Annotated in this window: 16 protein-coding genes; 10 read left to right on the forward strand and 6 right to left on the reverse strand. The window is 53.2% G+C overall.

From position 1 onward, the window contains the following. Positions 1-68 precede the first annotated feature (68 nt). From ACLJR2_RS04645 to ACLJR2_RS04655, 3 genes are all read right to left on the reverse strand, one after another. The gene (locus ACLJR2_RS04645) at positions 69-677 is read right to left on the reverse strand and encodes a glutathione S-transferase (protein ID WP_000766677.1); all 609 of its coding nucleotides are present in this window, start codon (positions 675-677) and stop codon (positions 69-71) included. Between the two features lie 97 nt (positions 678-774). Beyond that, entirely contained in the window at positions 775-1,911 is a 1,137-nt protein-coding gene (locus ACLJR2_RS04650; RefSeq protein WP_000364909.1) for an HlyD family secretion protein, read from the reverse strand. 2 nt (positions 1,912-1,913) lie between these two features. Further along, positions 1,914-2,276, reverse strand: coding sequence for a DUF3302 domain-containing protein (locus tag ACLJR2_RS04655; protein ID WP_000479642.1), 363 nt, complete (start codon positions 2,274-2,276; stop codon positions 1,914-1,916). 533 nt (positions 2,277-2,809) lie between these two features. Between ACLJR2_RS04655 and mtlA the strand changes: the two genes are divergently transcribed. From mtlA to mtlR, 3 genes are all read left to right on the forward strand, one after another. After that, on the forward strand, positions 2,810-4,726 hold the full coding sequence (gene mtlA, locus ACLJR2_RS04660; RefSeq protein WP_000093287.1) for a PTS mannitol transporter subunit IICBA: 1,917 nt from the start codon (positions 2,810-2,812) through the stop codon (positions 4,724-4,726). Between the two features lie 230 nt (positions 4,727-4,956). Continuing rightward, the gene (mtlD, locus tag ACLJR2_RS04665) at positions 4,957-6,105 is read left to right on the forward strand and encodes a mannitol-1-phosphate 5-dehydrogenase (RefSeq protein ID WP_000645397.1); all 1,149 of its coding nucleotides are present in this window, start codon (positions 4,957-4,959) and stop codon (positions 6,103-6,105) included. Beyond that, on the forward strand, positions 6,102-6,692 hold the full coding sequence (gene mtlR, locus ACLJR2_RS04670) for a mannitol operon repressor MtlR (RefSeq protein ID WP_000193201.1): 591 nt from the start codon (positions 6,102-6,104) through the stop codon (positions 6,690-6,692). Before mtlD ends, mtlR begins: the two co-directional genes overlap by 4 nt. Before the next feature lie 9 nt (positions 6,693-6,701). Here mtlR and ACLJR2_RS04675 read toward each other — a convergent pair whose 3' ends face one another. Then, positions 6,702-6,911: a hypothetical protein gene (locus ACLJR2_RS04675; RefSeq protein WP_001062558.1), complete on the reverse strand. Its 210-nt coding sequence runs from the start codon at positions 6,909-6,911 to the stop codon at positions 6,702-6,704. 290 nt (positions 6,912-7,201) lie between these two features. Between ACLJR2_RS04675 and ACLJR2_RS04680 the strand changes: the two genes are divergently transcribed. From ACLJR2_RS04680 to trmL, 5 genes are all read left to right on the forward strand, one after another. Further along, positions 7,202-7,564, forward strand: a complete 363-nt coding sequence (locus ACLJR2_RS04680; protein ID WP_000665688.1) for a YibL family ribosome-associated protein — start codon at positions 7,202-7,204, stop codon at positions 7,562-7,564. A gap of 273 nt (positions 7,565-7,837) precedes the next feature. Next, positions 7,838-9,493 (forward strand): L-lactate permease, encoded by a 1,656-nt coding sequence (lldP, locus tag ACLJR2_RS04685; RefSeq protein ID WP_001055312.1) that lies wholly within the window; start codon positions 7,838-7,840, stop codon positions 9,491-9,493. Next, positions 9,490-10,266, forward strand: a complete 777-nt coding sequence (gene lldR / locus ACLJR2_RS04690; RefSeq protein ID WP_000636696.1) for a transcriptional regulator LldR — start codon at positions 9,490-9,492, stop codon at positions 10,264-10,266. The genes lldP and lldR overlap by 4 nt, the downstream gene beginning before the upstream one ends. Beyond that, positions 10,263-11,453, forward strand: a complete 1,191-nt coding sequence (gene lldD, locus ACLJR2_RS04695; protein WP_000586989.1) for an FMN-dependent L-lactate dehydrogenase LldD — start codon at positions 10,263-10,265, stop codon at positions 11,451-11,453. Before lldR ends, lldD begins: the two co-directional genes overlap by 4 nt. 64 nt (positions 11,454-11,517) lie before the next feature. Next, positions 11,518-11,991, forward strand: coding sequence for a tRNA (uridine(34)/cytosine(34)/5-carboxymethylaminomethyluridine(34)-2'-O)-methyltransferase TrmL (gene trmL / locus ACLJR2_RS04700; RefSeq protein ID WP_000932335.1), 474 nt, complete (start codon positions 11,518-11,520; stop codon positions 11,989-11,991). A gap of 67 nt (positions 11,992-12,058) precedes the next feature. Here the strand turns inward: trmL and ACLJR2_RS04705 are convergent, their stop codons facing one another. Next, positions 12,059-13,063: a LacI family DNA-binding transcriptional regulator gene (locus tag ACLJR2_RS04705; RefSeq protein ID WP_001537635.1), complete on the reverse strand. Its 1,005-nt coding sequence runs from the start codon at positions 13,061-13,063 to the stop codon at positions 12,059-12,061. A gap of 318 nt (positions 13,064-13,381) precedes the next feature. On the opposite strand from ACLJR2_RS04705, the gene ACLJR2_RS04710 reads away from it, so the two are divergent. Beyond that, a complete protein-coding gene (locus ACLJR2_RS04710) occupies positions 13,382-14,578 on the forward strand; it encodes an L-talarate/galactarate dehydratase (RefSeq protein WP_001218249.1) in 1,197 nt (398 codons plus the stop codon). 73 nt (positions 14,579-14,651) lie between these two features. After that, positions 14,652-15,962 carry an MFS transporter gene (locus tag ACLJR2_RS04715; protein WP_001092104.1) on the forward strand — a complete coding sequence of 437 codons (1,311 nt, stop codon included), beginning with the start codon at positions 14,652-14,654 and terminating at the stop codon, positions 15,960-15,962. An 82-nt stretch (positions 15,963-16,044) separates the two neighbouring features. On the opposite strand, the gene cysE is transcribed toward ACLJR2_RS04715, so the two are convergent. After that, positions 16,045-16,866 carry a serine O-acetyltransferase gene (gene cysE / locus ACLJR2_RS04720; protein WP_001112113.1) on the reverse strand — a complete coding sequence of 274 codons (822 nt, stop codon included), beginning with the start codon at positions 16,864-16,866 and terminating at the stop codon, positions 16,045-16,047. Positions 16,867-16,899 lie beyond the last annotated feature (33 nt).

Raw genomic sequence — 16,899 nt, forward strand, 5'->3', positions numbered from 1 at the left:
TGGCGGGAGAGGGATATCGACATAAGGGGGATTGTAACGTGAGTTTGCTCAGGCGGACATAACGCGCGTCAAGCCTTTGGCGCTTCGGTGCGGGCAAAGCTTTCGCGTTGAAAAAGCGTTTCGACCAGTTTAACCAGGTGGGGGCGGCTAACGCACCAGCCAGGCGCGACCCGGCGGAAGTTGAGATAGCCTACCGCACAGGCAATCGCGATAGTCGCCAGATTGACCGTATCCGTTTTTAGTGTCCCGTCGCTCAGATAACTTTCGAGCATATCCAGGCTGCGGTTGATTTTTTCCCGCTGGCGCAGCAGTTCCGTTTCCGATTGTTGCGCCGCCGGGCGCGCCTGTTCGCGTACAGAAACCAACGCTGCATCCATAATGCCGTCAGCCAACGCTTCAAGCTGGCGAACTTTAAGCGCCGCCATCGGGTCACGCGGGAGCATCGCTGGCGCGATATCCAGCAGCTCAATATATTCCGCGATGATCGGCGAATCGAACCAATACTCGCCCGCATCGGTGACCAACGCGGGTACTTTACCTAACGGGTTATAGCGCGCCACCCCGCTATCCGCGTTGTAGGGAAGTTCATTCACAAATTCGAAGGTGATGCCCTTTTCCAGTAACAGAATCGAAATTTTACGCACAAAAGGGCTGGTATAGCTGCCAATGAGTTTCATGCCGGGTCCTTTTTGCCAACAAAAAAGCGGTGCCCAATGATAGTGGGGCACCGCTTAGTATGGCTCAGGTCACTGAAAATGGCAGGTGATGACGGTCTCAATGATCCAAATAAAGGTAATGCATCCAACTGGTCATGCGCAGCAGTACTTTACGCATTACCGACACGTGGGCGAAATGGTCGGAATAGACTGCGACCTGGGCATAGATACCGTCCGGCAGCGCATCCACATCGGCATTCGGATCCAGCTCAATCGTGGCCAGCACGCCATCGGTACCCGGCACCACCGTTAAGGACTGTAATGCGCCCTGCGCCTGATAAGAACCACCCGGAACGACAGGAAGAATACTGGTCAGCTTGCCGGTGAAAATCTGACCAGGCAGCGCGTTAAACACCACTTCCGCTTCATCGCCTGGTTTAAGGCGCAACAGCGAGTTCTGGCGGAATTGCGCCACGATTTGCCGTTTTTGTTCAGGAATAAACACCATTACCGGACGCAAAGGTAATGCTGCTGCGTAAGTCCCCGGACGAATTAAAATCTGCGTGGCATAACCGTTGCTGGGGGCACGAACTACCGTCTGTTCAAGATTGTATTTAGCCTCGGCAAGCTGGGCACGTAGGGACGCAACCTGAGATTGCTCACCGTTGACCATACTGTCTAATTGGCTCTGAATCTGCGTCTGTTCTGCAACCGAGCCTTTGACCAGCGCATCCTGTGCCAGATAGTTTTGCCGAGCGTTATCGATATCGCTTTCAGAGAACGGGTTAACTTTCGCCTGACTGCCTTTCAAATAGCGTTGATAATCTTTATACAGACGGTCACGTTCAGCAGATACACGGGTGGTATTGGCGACCGCTTCCGACAACTGTGCTTTCAGGTTGTCGATGTTGTGCGTAGCGGTAACCAGATCAGCCTGCAGCCTGTCGACACGCGCCTGATACCGTACCGGATCGAGCTTAAACAGCACATCACCTTTTTTAATTAGCTGATTATTTTTATCTGTTACCTCACTAACAATTCCCGTGACTTGCGGAGTGACCGGAATTGAAATAACCGCTTTTTGCGCCGTAAAAGTATACGGGTGGTTATAGTTCATTAATAAAATCAATCCCGCAACAATGAACACCCCACCTAATGCAGCGGTAGCAAGCGTCCATTGGTTTACCGGAATACGGAATATTTTAAAGATGGCCCAGGCAAAGGCCACATAGGTCAGGACTATCAACAAATCCATGATTAAATCTCCGGAAAGGTGGAGTTATCGTTTTTTTTCTCCCCATCCAGTCTTTTTTCCAACTGGGTGATTCGCGCTGCCAGCGCGGCAATCTCAGGGTCTGACTCCTTTCCGGTCGGTGTGATGTGTGACTGCATTCCCCATCCCTTTTCAGGCTGGTAGAGCGTGGCCCAGATCCACAGGAACGGCCAAATAACATGAAGAGTGAACAGGCTCACCCATCCCGCAGTATGGATGGCATCGGCATGGGGATGGTTACGTTTTTTAGCCATGTTATAGGGAATATCGTGAATGGCGATGATTCCGTAAAACAGAACCAGAAAAACGAAGATCAGCACGCCCAACGCGAAATAATTTAGAAACATGCCTGCCTCGAATTCACGCTAATTAGAGTTTTTTATGCCGGCAGCCGTATGCACCCTGGCTGATGTTTTGAACATAACTGCAGTTTGGGGTTTTCGCCATACCACAAAATAAATATTTTTTCTGGTGAGAAATTGCTTTGTTTTGCAATAAAAAATGTCGGGGGTAGAACCTGCCGCAGATCACATCTGCTCAAATCCAGATGAAAATAATTTGCGATCCACATCACAAAAATTCAACAAACAGCAAAACCAAAAATGTGAATCAGTTCACATTTAATCCTCATTTGCAGCGAATTATTGCACTGTGATGTTTTTTTGTACCGTTATTTTGTGATTAAAATCACATTAACTAACGCCATACACCCTATATTTACGTGACGAATATCACATAAAAGACCGTCGACTGGACAGTTGAACGATTCAGTGCCAGATTGCGCAGTATCTACACTACAGGGTCCGGCTACCTCTGCCGCTACATTAACAAACCTCGGGCTTTCAGCCTGCGCGACAGCAACATAAGAAGGGGTGTTTTTATGTCATCCGATATTAAGATCAAAGTGCAAAGCTTTGGTCGATTCCTCAGCAATATGGTGATGCCTAATATCGGCGCGTTTATCGCGTGGGGTATTATCACCGCATTATTTATTCCAACAGGGTGGTTGCCTAACGAAACGCTGGCGAAACTGGTTGGTCCGATGATCACCTACCTGCTGCCGCTGCTCATCGGTTATACCGGCGGTCGTCTGGTTGGCGGCGAACGCGGCGGCGTGGTGGGCGCTATCACTACCATGGGCGTTATTGTCGGCGCGGATATGCCGATGTTCCTCGGCTCAATGATCGCCGGTCCATTAGGCGGCTACTGCATTAAGAAATTCGACAGTTGGGTAGACGGTAAGATCAAATCCGGTTTTGAGATGCTGGTGAACAACTTCTCCGCTGGCATCATCGGTATGATCCTCGCCATCCTGGCGTTCCTCGGTATTGGTCCGGCGGTTGAAGTCCTGTCCAAAATTCTGGCGGCGGGCGTTAACTTCATGGTGGCGCACGATATGCTGCCGCTGGCGTCCATTTTTGTTGAACCGGCGAAAATCCTGTTCCTTAATAACGCGATTAACCACGGCATCTTCTCACCACTGGGTATCCAGCAGTCCCATGAGATGGGTAAATCCATCTTCTTCCTGATTGAAGCTAACCCGGGTCCAGGGATGGGCGTCCTGCTGGCGTACATGTTCTTCGGTCGCGGCAGCGCTAAACAGTCTGCGGGCGGCGCGGCAATTATCCACTTCCTGGGCGGTATCCATGAGATCTACTTCCCGTACGTGCTGATGAACCCACGCCTGATTCTGGCGGTGATTCTCGGCGGTATGACCGGCGTATTCACCCTGACCATCCTGAACGGCGGTCTGGTTTCTCCGGCTTCTCCTGGCTCGATTCTGGCGGTACTGGCGATGACGCCAAAAGGCGCTTACTTCGCTAACATCGCTGCCATCGTGGCGGCAATGGCGGTCTCCTTCGTGGTTTCTGCAATTCTGCTGAAAACCAGCAAAGTGAAAGAAGAAGATGACATTGAGGCGGCCACCCGTCGTATGCATGACATGAAAGCGGAATCTAAAGGCGCCTCTCCGCTGGCGGCTGGCGACGTGACCAACGACCTGAGCCATGTGCGTAAAATCATCGTAGCTTGCGATGCCGGTATGGGTTCCAGCGCGATGGGCGCAGGGGTACTGCGTAAGAAAGTACAGGATGCGGGCCTGAGCCAGATCTCCGTCACCAACAGCGCCATTAACAATCTGCCGCCGGATGTGGATCTGGTCATTACTCACCGTGACCTTACCGAGCGCGCGATGCGTCAGGTACCGCAGGCGCAGCATATTTCGCTAACCAACTTCCTGGATAGCGGCCTGTACACCAGCCTGACCGAACGTCTGGTTGCTGCACAGCGCCACAATACTAATGAAGAGAAAGTACGCGACCATCTGAAAGACAGCTTTGAAGAGGGTGATAACAACCTGTTCAAACTGGGTGCGGAGAATATCTTCCTGGGCCGTAAAGCCGCTAACAAAGAAGAGGCGATTCGCTTTGCCGGTGAACAACTGGTGAAAGGCGGCTATGTTGAGCCGGAATACGTCGAGGCGATGCTGGACCGCGAAAAGCTGACGCCGACTTACCTCGGTGAATCCATCGCAGTACCGCACGGTACAGTGGAAGCGAAAGATCGCGTGCTGAAAACCGGCGTGGTGTTCTGCCAGTATCCGGAAGGCGTACGCTTCGGTGAAGAAGAAGACGATATTGCCCGTCTGGTCATTGGTATCGCCGCACGTAACAATGAGCACATCCAGGTCATCACCAGCCTGACCAACGCGCTGGATGATGAATCCGTGATCGAACGTCTGGCGCACACCACCAGCGTGGATGAAGTGCTGGAACTGCTGGCAGGTAAAAAAGCTTAACAGTTAAGTATCCCCAAAATAGTTCGAGCTGCAGGAAGGCGGCAACGCAGTGAATCCCCAGGAGCGTACATAAGTACGTGACTGGGGTGAGCGAGGAGAGCCAACGCATCTGCAGTTCGAAATATGAAGGCGATATCCTCTCCCTTGTGGAGAGGGTTAGGTTGAGGGGAAATCTATGCAGTCCCTCACCCCAGCCCTCTCGGGTAAAAACATTAATGAAGGTTAATACTATGAAAGCATTACATTTTGGCGCAGGTAATATCGGTCGTGGCTTTATCGGCAAACTGCTGGCTGACGCGGGGATACAACTGACGTTTGCGGATGTAAACCAGGTCGTACTCGATGCCCTGAATGCCCGTCATAGCTATCAGGTTCATGTTGTGGGTGAAAATGAGCAGGTGGATACGGTTTCCGGCGTCAACGCTGTCAGCAGCATCGGCGATGATGTTGTCGACCTGATTGCCCACGTTGATTTAATCACTACTGCCGTGGGTCCGGTTGTGCTTGAGCGTATCGCTCCGGCCATCGCTAAAGGGCTGGTAAAACGTAAGGCGCAGGGCGTGGATGCCCCGCTGAATATCATCGCTTGTGAAAACATGGTACGCGGCACAACGCAGTTGAAAGGCCATGTGATGAATGCCCTACCGGAAGACGCCAAAGCATGGGTAGAAGAACATGTTGGCTTTGTCGATTCCGCCGTTGACCGTATTGTGCCGCCATCTGCTTCTGCGACCAACGATCCGCTGGAAGTGACGGTAGAAACGTTCAGCGAGTGGATTGTCGATAAAACCCAGTTTAAAGGCGCGTTGCCAAACATTCCGGGGATGGAGTTAACGGATAACCTGATGGCATTTGTCGAACGTAAACTCTTCACGCTGAACACAGGTCATGCTATAACCGCGTACCTCGGCAAATTAGCCGGTCATCAAACCATTCGCGACGCTATTCTCGATGAGAGTATTCGCGCGGTGGTGAAAGGCGCGATGGAAGAAAGCGGCGCGGTGCTGATCAAACGCTACGGTTTTGATGCCGACAAACATGCGGCATACATTCAGAAAATCCTCGGTCGTTTTGAAAACCCGTATCTGAAAGATGACGTCGAACGCGTAGGTCGTCAGCCGCTACGCAAACTCAGCGCGGGCGACCGTCTGATCAAACCGCTGCTTGGCACCCTGGAATATGGTCTGCCGCATGTGAATCTGGTCAAAGGGATCGCGGCGGCGATGCATTTCCGTAGTGATGAAGATCCGCAGGCGCAGGAGTTGGCGGCTCTGATTACCGAAAAAGGCCCGCAGGCCGCGCTGGCGCAAATTTCCGGGCTGGATGCCAATAGCGATGTGGTGGCGGAGGCGGTTAACGCATATAACGCGACCAAATGACGCAGAATCCGGCGCAGGTTAGCCTGCGCCCAAATAACAGATTGTCAGATATGCAGGCAATAATGGAACAAACCCAGGCCTTTGAAAATCGTGTGCTTGAGCGTCTGAATGCTGGCAAAACCGTACGGAGCTTCCTGATTACCGCCGTCGAGTTATTGACCGAGGCGGTGAATATTCTGGTGCTCCAGGTGTTTCGCAAAGACGACTATGCGGTGAAATACGCTGTGGAACCGTTGCTGGACGGCGACGGGCCGCTGGGCGATCTTTCGGTACGTCTGAAACTTATCTATGGTCTGGGCGTACTCAGCCGCACCGAATATGAAGATGCGGAGCTGTTAATGGCGCTGCGCGAAGAGCTGAATCACGACGGCAATGAGTACGCCTTTACCGACGATGAAATCCTCGGGCCGTTTGGCGAACTGCACTGCGTCATGGCGCTACCGCCGCCGCCGCATTTTGATACGTCCGACGCGGCGCTATACGCCATGCAAATTCAGCGATACCAGCAGGCGGTGCGTTCGACGATGGTCCTCTCTCTGACCGAGCTGATTTCTAAAATCAGCTTAAAAAAGGCCTTTCAAAAGTAAATCCCGCCGTTAACCTCTTTCTTCTTCTTTTGGTCGGTACAGCCGTCGGTAATATTCCAGACGCTGCAAATAAATGGGCGCGCTCTCCGACGGCACTTCGGAAGGAACATAATCACGCGGCGGCGTTTTATTCAGGTATTCACGGAACGCCTGGCTGGACGCCATAAAATCGACGGCTTTATCAATAAGAAGTGGTACGTTCTCACCTATTTTTGCCATGATAGATCCTCCATGTGGGACCCGCGTCTGACTCCCGCGGTCGCTTATTTGAGTTTAGGATCAATTTAGCGTTGTCATTGAGGAAAATGTGCTTAATCGCTTTTCTTGCCGACAAAAGGGCGCTTCATCTTTTCTTTCGACAAAAAGGATTTTATTCTCAACGAGATAATTAAATAATGAGCAGTGTAATACTTGCCATAATTGATTATCTTTACGTCATGAGTTGTGAAGAATCACTCACTGCGCGCATACTATAAGGTATCTATCCCATTTCTATCAGAAGCTATCCCATGAAAGAAGTCGAAAAAAACGAAATTAAACGCCTGAGCGATCGTCTTGACGCTATTCGCCACCAGCAGGCAGGTCTCTCTCTGGTTGAATCCGCCGATAAATACGCGGAGCTGGAAAAAGAAAAAGAGACGCTGGAAGCAGAAATTATCCGTCTGCGCGAAGTACACAGCCAGAAACTGAGTAAAGAAGCGCAGAAGCTGATGAACCTGCCGTTTCGCCGCGCGATCACTAAAAAAGAGCAGGCCGATATGGGCAAACTCAAAAAAAGCGTACGCGGCCTGATCGTGGTCCACCCGATGACGGCGCTGGGCCGGGAAATGGGGCTCAAAGAGATGACAGGCTTTAATAAAACAGAATTCTAAAAGTTGACCGGGCGGCACTTTCGCTTACCCGGTTCTTCCTTTCTGACTGACTAAATTATTGGTCCTACCAATTCCCGCTGGATCCGACCACAGGTTCACATTTCATTAAATTAACTCTACAATACCGTTGCCAATAAATAACATCTGGTTAACTATTTGTTGTCATTATCCATACACAACAATATTGGCAGGACCACTTTTACACATAATGTGACCCCAACGAGATGAGCAAAGATTCATCCCATTATGCGTGTGGTTCTCAGGAGACCTGCAATGAACCTCTGGCAACAAAACTATGACCCGGCGGGTAATATCTGGCTTTCCAGCCTGATCGCATCGCTCCCAATCCTGTTCTTCTTTTTCGCCCTGATTAAACTCAAGCTGAAAGGCTATGTTGCCGCTTCGTGGACGGTGGTTATCGCGCTCGCCGTCGCGCTGCTGTTCTATAAAATGCCGGTCGATCACGCGCTGGCATCGGTCGTGTATGGCTTCTTCTACGGGCTATGGCCGATTGCCTGGATAATCATCGCCGCGGTCTTCGTCTATAAAATTTCGGTCAAGACCGGGCAGTTTGACATTATTCGCTCGTCAATTCTGTCGATTACCCCCGACCAACGTCTGCAAATGCTGATTGTCGGCTTCTGCTTCGGCGCGTTCCTTGAAGGCGCGGCGGGTTTCGGCGCGCCGGTGGCGATAACCGCCGCGCTGCTGGTGGGTCTGGGCTTTAATCCGCTGTATTCGGCAGGGCTGTGCCTGATTGTAAACACCGCGCCTGTCGCCTTTGGCGCGATGGGGATCCCGATTCTGGTTGCCGGACAGGTCACGGGCCTGGACAGCTTTGAAATCGGTCAGATGGTCGGTCGTCAGCTACCGTTCCTGACCATTATCGTGCTGTTCTGGATTATGGCGATTATGGACGGCTGGCGCGGCGTGAAAGAAACCTGGCCTGCGGTGATGGTCGCTGGCGGCTCGTTTGCTATCGCCCAGTATCTCAGCTCCAACTTTATCGGGCCGGAACTGCCGGACATCATCTCTTCACTGGTGTCTCTGGTGTGTCTGACGCTGTTCCTCAAACGCTGGCAGCCGGTACGCATCTTCCGCTTCGGCGATATGGGCGCGTCACAGGTCGATCAGACGCTGGCCCGTACCCGCTATACGACAGGGCAAATTGTTCGCGCCTGGTCGCCGTTCCTGTTCCTGACCGCCACGGTCACTCTCTGGAGCATACCGCCGTTCAAAGCGCTGTTTGCCCCCGGCGGCGCGCTGTATGACTGGGTAATTAACGTTCCGGTACCGTATCTCGATAAACTGGTCGCCCGTATGCCGCCGGTTGTACACGAAGCGACCGCTTACGCGGCGGTGTATAAATTTGACTGGTTCTCCGCCACCGGCACGGCGATCCTGTTTGCCGCGCTGTTGTCTATCGTCTGGCTGAAAATGAAACCCTCAGCCGCAATCCAGACCTTTGGCAGCACGCTGAAAGAGCTGGCGTTGCCGATTTACTCCATCGGCATGGTGCTGGCGTTCGCGTTTATCTCGAACTATTCCGGGCTTTCCTCCACGCTGGCGTTAGCGCTGGCGCACACCGGCAGCGCCTTCACGTTCTTCTCGCCGTTCCTCGGCTGGCTGGGCGTCTTCCTGACCGGCTCGGATACCTCATCTAACGCGCTGTTTGCCTCTCTACAGGCTACCGCGGCGCAGCAAATCGGCGTCTCTGATGTGCTGATGGTGGCGGCGAATACCACTGGAGGCGTAACCGGGAAGATGATCTCGCCGCAGTCTATCGCCATCGCCTGCGCGGCGGTGGGACTGGTAGGAAAAGAGTCCGATCTGTTCCGTTTTACCGTCAAACACAGCCTGATCTTCACCTGTATGGTGGGCGTGATCACTACGCTTCAGGCCTATGTTTTAACCTGGATGATTCCGTGATTGTGATGCCAAAACGCCTGTCAGACGAGATTGCCTCTCGCGTGCGGGCGCTGATTGAAGAACAAAACCTGGAAGCGGGCATGAAATTGCCCGCCGAGCGCCAGTTGGCTCTACAGCTTGGCGTATCACGCAACTCTTTACGCGAAGCGCTGGCGAAGCTGGTCAGCGAAGGCGTGCTGGTGAGCCGTCGCGGCGGCGGGACATTTGTCCGCTGGCAGCACGAAACCTGGTCTGAACAGAATATCGTGCAACCGCTGAAAATGCTGATGGCGAACGATCCGGACTACAGTTTCGACATTCTGGAAGCCCGCCACGCCATTGAAGCCAGTACGGCCTGGCACGCCGCCATGCGTGCCACCGCCGCCGACAAAGAGAAAATCAGACTCTGCTTTGATGCGACGCTCAGCGAAGACCCGGATCTCGCCTCCCAGGCCGACGTGCGCTTTCATCTGGCGATCGCGGAGGCCTCGCACAATGTGGTGCTGTTGCAAACCATGCGCGGTTTCTTCGACGTCCTGCAATCCTCCGTCAAACAGAGTCGCCAGCGTATGTATCTCGTTCCGCCCGTATTCTCAAAGCTGACGGAACAACACCAGGCAGTGATGGACGCCATTCTGGACGGTAACGCCGAGGGCGCGCGTAAAGCGATGATGGCGCACCTCAGTTTTGTCCACACCACGATTAAACGATTTGATGAAGACCAGGCCCGCCAGGCGCGTATTACCCGCCTGCCCGGCGACCATAATGAGATGACCAGGGAGAATAAATCATGATTATTTCAGCAGCCAGCGATTATCGCGCCGCAGCTCAGCGCACGTTGCCTCCTTTCCTCTTCCACTACATCGACGGCGGCGCGTATGCGGAATATACCCTGCGCCGAAATGTGGAAGACCTGTCGCAAGTCGCTCTGCGCCAGCGCGTGCTGAAAAATATGTCCGATTTAAGCCTGGAAACGACCCTGTTTAACGAAACGTTGTCGATGCCGGTGGCATTAGCGCCGGTAGGTCTGTGCGGCATGTACGCCCGTCGCGGCGAAGTACAGGCCGCCGCCGCCGCAGACGCAAAGGGCATTCCGTTCACCCTTTCCACCGTCTCCGTCTGTCCGATAGAAGAAGTTGCACCAACCATTAAGCGCCCGATGTGGTTCCAGCTTTATGTGCTGCGTGACCGGGGCTTTATGCGCAACGCGCTTGAACGTGCGAAAGCGGCGGGCTGCTCCACGCTGGTCTTTACCGTGGATATGCCAACGCCGGGCGCGCGCTACCGTGACGCCCACTCCGGGATGAGCGGCCCAAACGCGGCCATGCGCCGTTACTGGCAGGCGGTCATGCACCCTAAATGGGCGTGGGATGTCGGCCTGAACGGTCGCCCGCATGATTTAGGCAATATTTCCGCCTATCTGGGTAAACCGACCGGCCTTGAGGACTATATCGGCTGGCTGGCAAATAACTTCGATCCGTCCATTTCCTGGAAAGATCTGGAGTGGATACGCGAATTCTGGGACGGCCCAATGGTGATCAAAGGGATCCTCGATCCAGAAGATGCCCGCGATGCGGTACGTTTCGGCGCTGACGGTATCGTGGTGTCGAATCACGGCGGCCGCCAGCTCGATGGCGTGCTCTCTTCCGCCCGCGCCCTGCCCGCCATTGCCGATGCGGTGAAAGGCGATATCGCCATTCTGGCGGATAGCGGGATTCGTAACGGGCTGGATGTCGTGCGTATGATTGCGTTGGGGGCCGATACCGTACTGCTGGGTCGGGCCTATCTCTACGCGCTGGCGACGGCAGGAAAAGCGGGGGTCGCCAACCTGCTGGACCTGATCGAGAAAGAGATGAAAGTCGCCATGACCCTGACCGGCGCGAAATCCATTAGCGAAATCAGTGGCGATTCACTGGTGCAGGAACTGGGGAAAAGTTTGCCCGCCGCGCTGGCGCCAATGAGCAAAGGCGATGTCGCCTGAACGCCTGGCGCGTGAGAGCCCGGTAAATTTCTGCTATTCTGCCCCCCGCATTTAAGGGGGCATCATGCTTAACATCGTACTCTTCGAACCAGAAATCCCGCCGAATACCGGCAACATCATTCGTCTTTGCGCCAATACCGGCTTTCGTCTGCACATCATCGAACCGATGGGGTTTACCTGGGATGATAAGCGCTTACGCCGCGCAGGGCTGGACTATCACGAATTCGCCGCGGTTCAGCGCCATCACGATTATGCCGCCTTTGTCGCCGCCGAAAACCCGCAGCGCCTGTTTGCGTTGACGACAAAGGGCACGCCCGCCCATAGCGCCGTAAGCTATCAGGATGGCGATTATTTGATGTTTGGCCCGGAAACGCGCGGCCTGCCCGCCAGCATTCTCGATGCGTTGCCTAAAGAGCAGAAGATTCGCATTCCGATGATGCCGGATAGCCGTAGCATGAACCTGTCGAATGCGGTGTCGGTGGTGGTGTATGAAGCGTGGCGCCAGTTAGGATATCCCGGCGCGGTATTGCGGTCGTAATATATTCAATGCCGGATGGCGGCTAACGCCTGATCCGGCCTGGCCGATCCCGATGGCATGTTCCCGTTTATGCGGACTCTCGCTCAATCAAATGAAAGCCAATATCCACAATAGCTTCTGCGCACGGTTTCTGTTCAATACGATCGGCCAACAGCGTAGCGGCGCGCTGGCCAATGGCGCGTCTGTCAACGCTTACGGTAGTAATTGACGGTCGATTGCTGGCGGCAAAATCAAGGTCGCCAAAACCAATAACCGCTAAATCATGCGGGATGCGCAAACCACGGCTTTCCGCCTCCATCATCGCCCCCTGTGCCAGGGTATCAGAACTGCAAACAATGACATCAAACGTCCCTTCGTCAAAAAGCTGGCTTAAACCGCTGCGCCCCAGCGAAAGCGATGCCGGAAGGGGGACATCTACCTGCGGTACGGCATGAATAGCGTGGCGTTGAAGAACACTACATAACCCCTGCTTACGTTGCGCGGCTCGGCGATCGGCGGTCCACAACAAGCCGGGACGGCGATAGCCCTTACTCAGAAGATACTCCCCCGTCGCCTGCCCGACTTTTTCATGGGAAAAACCGACCAGCATATCAAGCGGCGTGGGCGTTAAGTCCCAAATTTCCACCACCGGAATAGCCGCGTTCAGGATGACCTTTTTCAGTTCTATCGTGTGATGGATCCCGGTAAGCACCACGCCATCGGGGCGGCGGGAAAGCAGTGTCGCCACCAACTCCGCTTCCGTTTGTTCGGTATATCCCGCCACGCACAGCAATATGTGATATCCGCGTCGGGCCAGTTCATCGCTCAGTGACTGGATGGTATCGACAAACATGTTGTTGTTAATTTGCGGCACGACGACAGCGATTAATTTACTCCGTCGCGACGCCAGACCACCGGCTAACGCGTTGGGTATGTAGCCTGTGACGCGAACCGCCTGCATGACTTTCTCAACCGTTTTGGGGCGAACCAGTTGTGGCGAATTCAATGCCCGGCTGACTGTCATCGGAGACAGCCCGGCGCTACGTGCTACATCTTCCAGCGTCGGCGCACGAGGTGATTTGGTTCTCTTCACGTCTGATGCCCCTGCAAAGATTGGCTGATTTATCCGCGCATTATTCATCATGCCTGCGGCTATTGCCAGCTTCGCATCAGGAAAGGCCGTAAATACAGTAGCTTATCAAGCTCAGTCATTACAAAATGATAGCGCCATCATTTTGTATTATGCATTTCCCCAGATATTTTTGGATCGTGATCCATTTTGCAATAAATCCTGCTTTTTATACGACATATGTGATCAAATGTTCAAATCAACATCAACTTTCTGGATCCTGTGTTCGCTTAATAATAAAAATGTTAGCGCAATCATTTTGTGATTATCAGGAGAAAAAAAATGGCTTTAAGCGCGAATTCCGACGCCGTAACGTATGCAAAAGCGGCGAATACCAGAACCGCGGCAGAAACCGGCGATCGTATCGAATGGGTGAAGCTATCACTGGCTTTTCTACCGCTGGCGACGCCAGTGAGTGACGCGAAGGTACTGACCGGTCGCCAGAAACCTTTGACCGAAGTGGCAATCATCATTGCCGAAATCCGCAGTCGCGACGGCTTTGAGGGCGTTGGTTTTAGCTACTCCAAACGTGCTGGCGGCCAGGGTATTTATGCTCACGCCAAAGAGATAGCCGACAATCTACTGGGCGAAGACCCCAATGATATCGACAAAATATACACCAAGCTGCTGTGGGCCGGAGCCTCGGTGGGGCGTAGCGGGATGGCGGTACAGGCTATCTCCCCTATCGATATCGCCTTATGGGATATGAAGGCTAAACGTGCCGGTCTGCCACTGGCAAAACTGTTGGGCGCGCACCGCGACTCCGTTCAGTGTTACAACACCTCAGGGGGGTTCTTGCATACACCGCTCGATCAAGTGCTAAAAAATGTGGTGATTTCCCGCGAAAATGGCATTGGCGGTATTAAGTTGAAAGTCGGACAACCCAACTGCGCTGAGGATATTCGCCGCTTAACCGCAGTACGTGAAGCGCTTGGGGATGAGTTCCCGTTAATGGTTGACGCTAACCAGCAGTGGGATCGCGAAACGGCTATCCGCATGGGGCGTAAAATGGAACAGTTCAATCTTATCTGGATTGAAGAACCATTAGATGCTTACGACATCGAAGGCCACGCCCAGCTTGCTGCCGCGCTGGATACGCCTATCGCCACCGGGGAAATGCTGACCAGTTTCCGGGAACACGAGCAGTTGATTCTGGGCAATGCCAGCGATTTCGTTCAGCCAGATGCGCCGCGTGTCGGCGGTATCTCTCCGTTCCTGAAGATTATGGATCTGGCGGCGAAACACGGGCGTAAGCTGGCGCCGCACTTTGCGATGGAAGTACACCTGCACCTTTCCGCAGCGTATCCCCTGGAGCCGTGGCTGGAACATTTCGAGTGGCTGAACCCATTATTCAACGAGCAACTTGAGCTGCGCGATGGCCGCATGTGGATTTCCGATCGTCATGGTCTGGGTTTCACGCTCAGTGAACAAGCGCGCCGCTGGACACAATTAACATGTGAATTTGGCAAACGCCCTTAACCCGACTGGCGGGAATCCGTCCCGCCTCTCTTACCTTACAGGATGCATTCTGCCCTTATCTGAGGAGTAGATAATGAACACAATAATAAAGCGCACAAAAGTGCGTCATACCATTCTTATATTTTTATTTCTTGCTACCGTATTTAATTATGCGGATCGCGCAACTCTATCCGTAGTTGCCCCAATAATGAGTAAAGAATTAGGTTTTGATCCGGAAGCGATGGGCCTGGCCTTCTCCTCATTTGGTATCGCCTATGTCATTATGCAACTACCCGGTGGTTGGCTATTAGACCGCTACGGTTCACGACTGGTTTACGGTTGCGCATTGATTGGCTGGTCGTTAGTAACCATGTTTCAGGGAACGATCTATCTGTATGGCAGCCCATTAATTGTACTGGTTATTCTACGTCTGCTGATGGGCGCGATTGAAGCGCCTGCCTTTCCGGCGAACAGTCGTTTAAGCGTACAATGGTTTCCCAATAATGAACGAGGTTTCGTTACTTCAGTTTATCAGGCTGCGCAATATATCTCGCTGGGCATTATCACCCCGCTAATGACGATCATTCTGCATAATTTAAGCTGGCATTTTGTCTTCTATTATATTGGCGCTATTGGCGTGATGCTCGGTATATTCTGGTTAATGAAAGTCAAAGATCCGATGCACCATCCAAAAGTTAATCAAGCGGAAATTGACTATATTCGTAGCGGTGGTGGCGAGCCCTCTCTGGGCTGTAAAAAGGAGCCGCAGAAAATAACGTTCGCGCAGATTAAAACCGTCTGTGTTAACCGGATGATGATCGGTGTTTACATCGGGCAATTCTGCGTCACCTCTATCACCTGGTTCTTCCTGACCTGGTTCCCGACCTACCTGTACCAGGCGAAAGGCATGTCGATTCTAAAAGTCGGTTTTGTGGCCAGTATTCCAGCCATTGCCGGTTTTATTGGCGGCCTGCTCGGCGGCGTTTTCTCCGACTGGCTGCTCAAACGCGGCTATAGCCTTACCGTCGCGCGGAAACTGCCTGTTATCTGCGGTATGTTGCTCTCTTGCGTAATTGTGATCGCCAACTACACCTCTTCAGAATTTGTGGTCATTGCGGCGATGAGTCTGGCCTTTTTTGCCAAAGGGTTTGGTAACCTGGGCTGGTGCGTACTCAGCGACACCTCGCCGAAGGAAGTTCTGGGTATTGCCGGCGGCGTATTTAACATGTGCGGCAATATGGCAAGCATCGTTACGCCGCTAGTCATCGGCGTGATTCTTGCCAATACTCAGTCGTTCGACTTTGCCATTTTATACGTTGGCTCGATGGGACTTATTGGTCTCATTTCATATCTGTTTATCGTCGGCCCGCTGGATCGCATCACGCTGACATCATCCGCAGCCTGATTGTCCACATTGCGAATTCTTCGCTCCGCTGTTCCGGGATTGCACTCCATCGGAACAGCGTTTTTTAGTTGTACCGCGCAATTCAGATGCCGTCGCCATACTCAAACGTATGGTGTATCCCGTTGAAATGCTGGTCCATATCCATCGACGGCTTATCGCTGCCCGGCTTGCCGACAATACGCGCCGGAACGCCTGCGGCGGTAGTGTGCGGCGGGACAGGCTGTAAAACGACGGAACCTGCGCCAATTTTCGCGCCGCGCCCCACCTCGATATTGCCGAGAATTTTCGCGCCCGCGCCAATCATCACGCCTTCGCGGATTTTAGGATGACGATCGCCGCTCGTTTTCCCGGTACCGCCCAGGGTGACGGATTGCAGGATCGACACATCATCCTCAATAACCGCCGTCTCCCCCACCACAATACCGGTGGCATGGTCGAGCATAATCCCGCGGCCAATTTTCGCTGCCGGGTGAATATCCACCTGAAACGAGACCGAAACCTGATTTTGCAGGAAGATAGCCAGCGCGCGGCGACCTTTATTCCACAACCAGTGGCCAATGCGGTAGGCCTGTAGCGCATGAAAGCCTTTCAGATATAACAGCGGCGTGGAGTATTTATCCACCGCCGGATCGCGAGTGCGCACGGCCTGAATATCGCAGGCTGCCGACGCGATCATTTCCGGGTCGGCGGCATAGGCTTCTTCAACTACTTCACGGATAGCGATAGCGGGCATGATGGGCGAAGCCAGTTTATTTGCCAGCATATAGCTCAGCGCACTGCCCAGATTTTCATGCTTGAGTAGCGTGGCGTGATAAAAACTGGCCAACATAGGCTCACAGTCAGCTAAAGCGCGGGCTTCAGCTTTAATATTCTTCCAGACGATTTCCAGTTCTTCACACGGCATGGCTTACTCCAGACGGGCAGAAAACGACCAACC

Origin of the sequence: Salmonella sp. SAL03688, from assembly GCF_046551895.1 — a bacterium.
Taxonomy (GTDB): Bacteria; Pseudomonadota; Gammaproteobacteria; order Enterobacterales; family Enterobacteriaceae; genus Salmonella; species Salmonella enterica.

What these genes read in the sequence shown, in the direction of transcription:
- ACLJR2_RS04675 (WP_001062558.1), bottom strand. Translation starts at nt 6,911, where the DNA reads ATGGCAAAAATAGGTGAGAACGTACCACTTCTTATTGATAAAGCCGTC.
- mtlR (WP_000193201.1), top strand. Translation starts at nt 6,102, where the DNA reads ATGACGCAGAATCCGGCGCAGGTTAGCCTGCGCCCAAATAACAGATTG.
- mtlA (WP_000093287.1), top strand. Translation starts at nt 2,810, where the DNA reads ATGTCATCCGATATTAAGATCAAAGTGCAAAGCTTTGGTCGATTCCTC.
- mtlD (WP_000645397.1), top strand. Translation starts at nt 4,957, where the DNA reads ATGAAAGCATTACATTTTGGCGCAGGTAATATCGGTCGTGGCTTTATC.
- ACLJR2_RS04655 (WP_000479642.1), bottom strand. Translation starts at nt 2,276, where the DNA reads ATGTTTCTAAATTATTTCGCGTTGGGCGTGCTGATCTTCGTTTTTCTG.
- lldP (WP_001055312.1), top strand. Translation starts at nt 7,838, where the DNA reads ATGAACCTCTGGCAACAAAACTATGACCCGGCGGGTAATATCTGGCTT.
- ACLJR2_RS04710 (WP_001218249.1), top strand. Translation starts at nt 13,382, where the DNA reads ATGGCTTTAAGCGCGAATTCCGACGCCGTAACGTATGCAAAAGCGGCG.
- cysE (WP_001112113.1), bottom strand. Translation starts at nt 16,866, where the DNA reads ATGCCGTGTGAAGAACTGGAAATCGTCTGGAAGAATATTAAAGCTGAA.
- trmL (WP_000932335.1), top strand. Translation starts at nt 11,518, where the DNA reads ATGCTTAACATCGTACTCTTCGAACCAGAAATCCCGCCGAATACCGGC.
- ACLJR2_RS04680 (WP_000665688.1), top strand. Translation starts at nt 7,202, where the DNA reads ATGAAAGAAGTCGAAAAAAACGAAATTAAACGCCTGAGCGATCGTCTT.
- ACLJR2_RS04715 (WP_001092104.1), top strand. Translation starts at nt 14,652, where the DNA reads ATGAACACAATAATAAAGCGCACAAAAGTGCGTCATACCATTCTTATA.
- ACLJR2_RS04650 (WP_000364909.1), bottom strand. Translation starts at nt 1,911, where the DNA reads ATGGATTTGTTGATAGTCCTGACCTATGTGGCCTTTGCCTGGGCCATC.
- ACLJR2_RS04645 (WP_000766677.1), bottom strand. Translation starts at nt 677, where the DNA reads ATGAAACTCATTGGCAGCTATACCAGCCCTTTTGTGCGTAAAATTTCG.
- lldD (WP_000586989.1), top strand. Translation starts at nt 10,263, where the DNA reads ATGATTATTTCAGCAGCCAGCGATTATCGCGCCGCAGCTCAGCGCACG.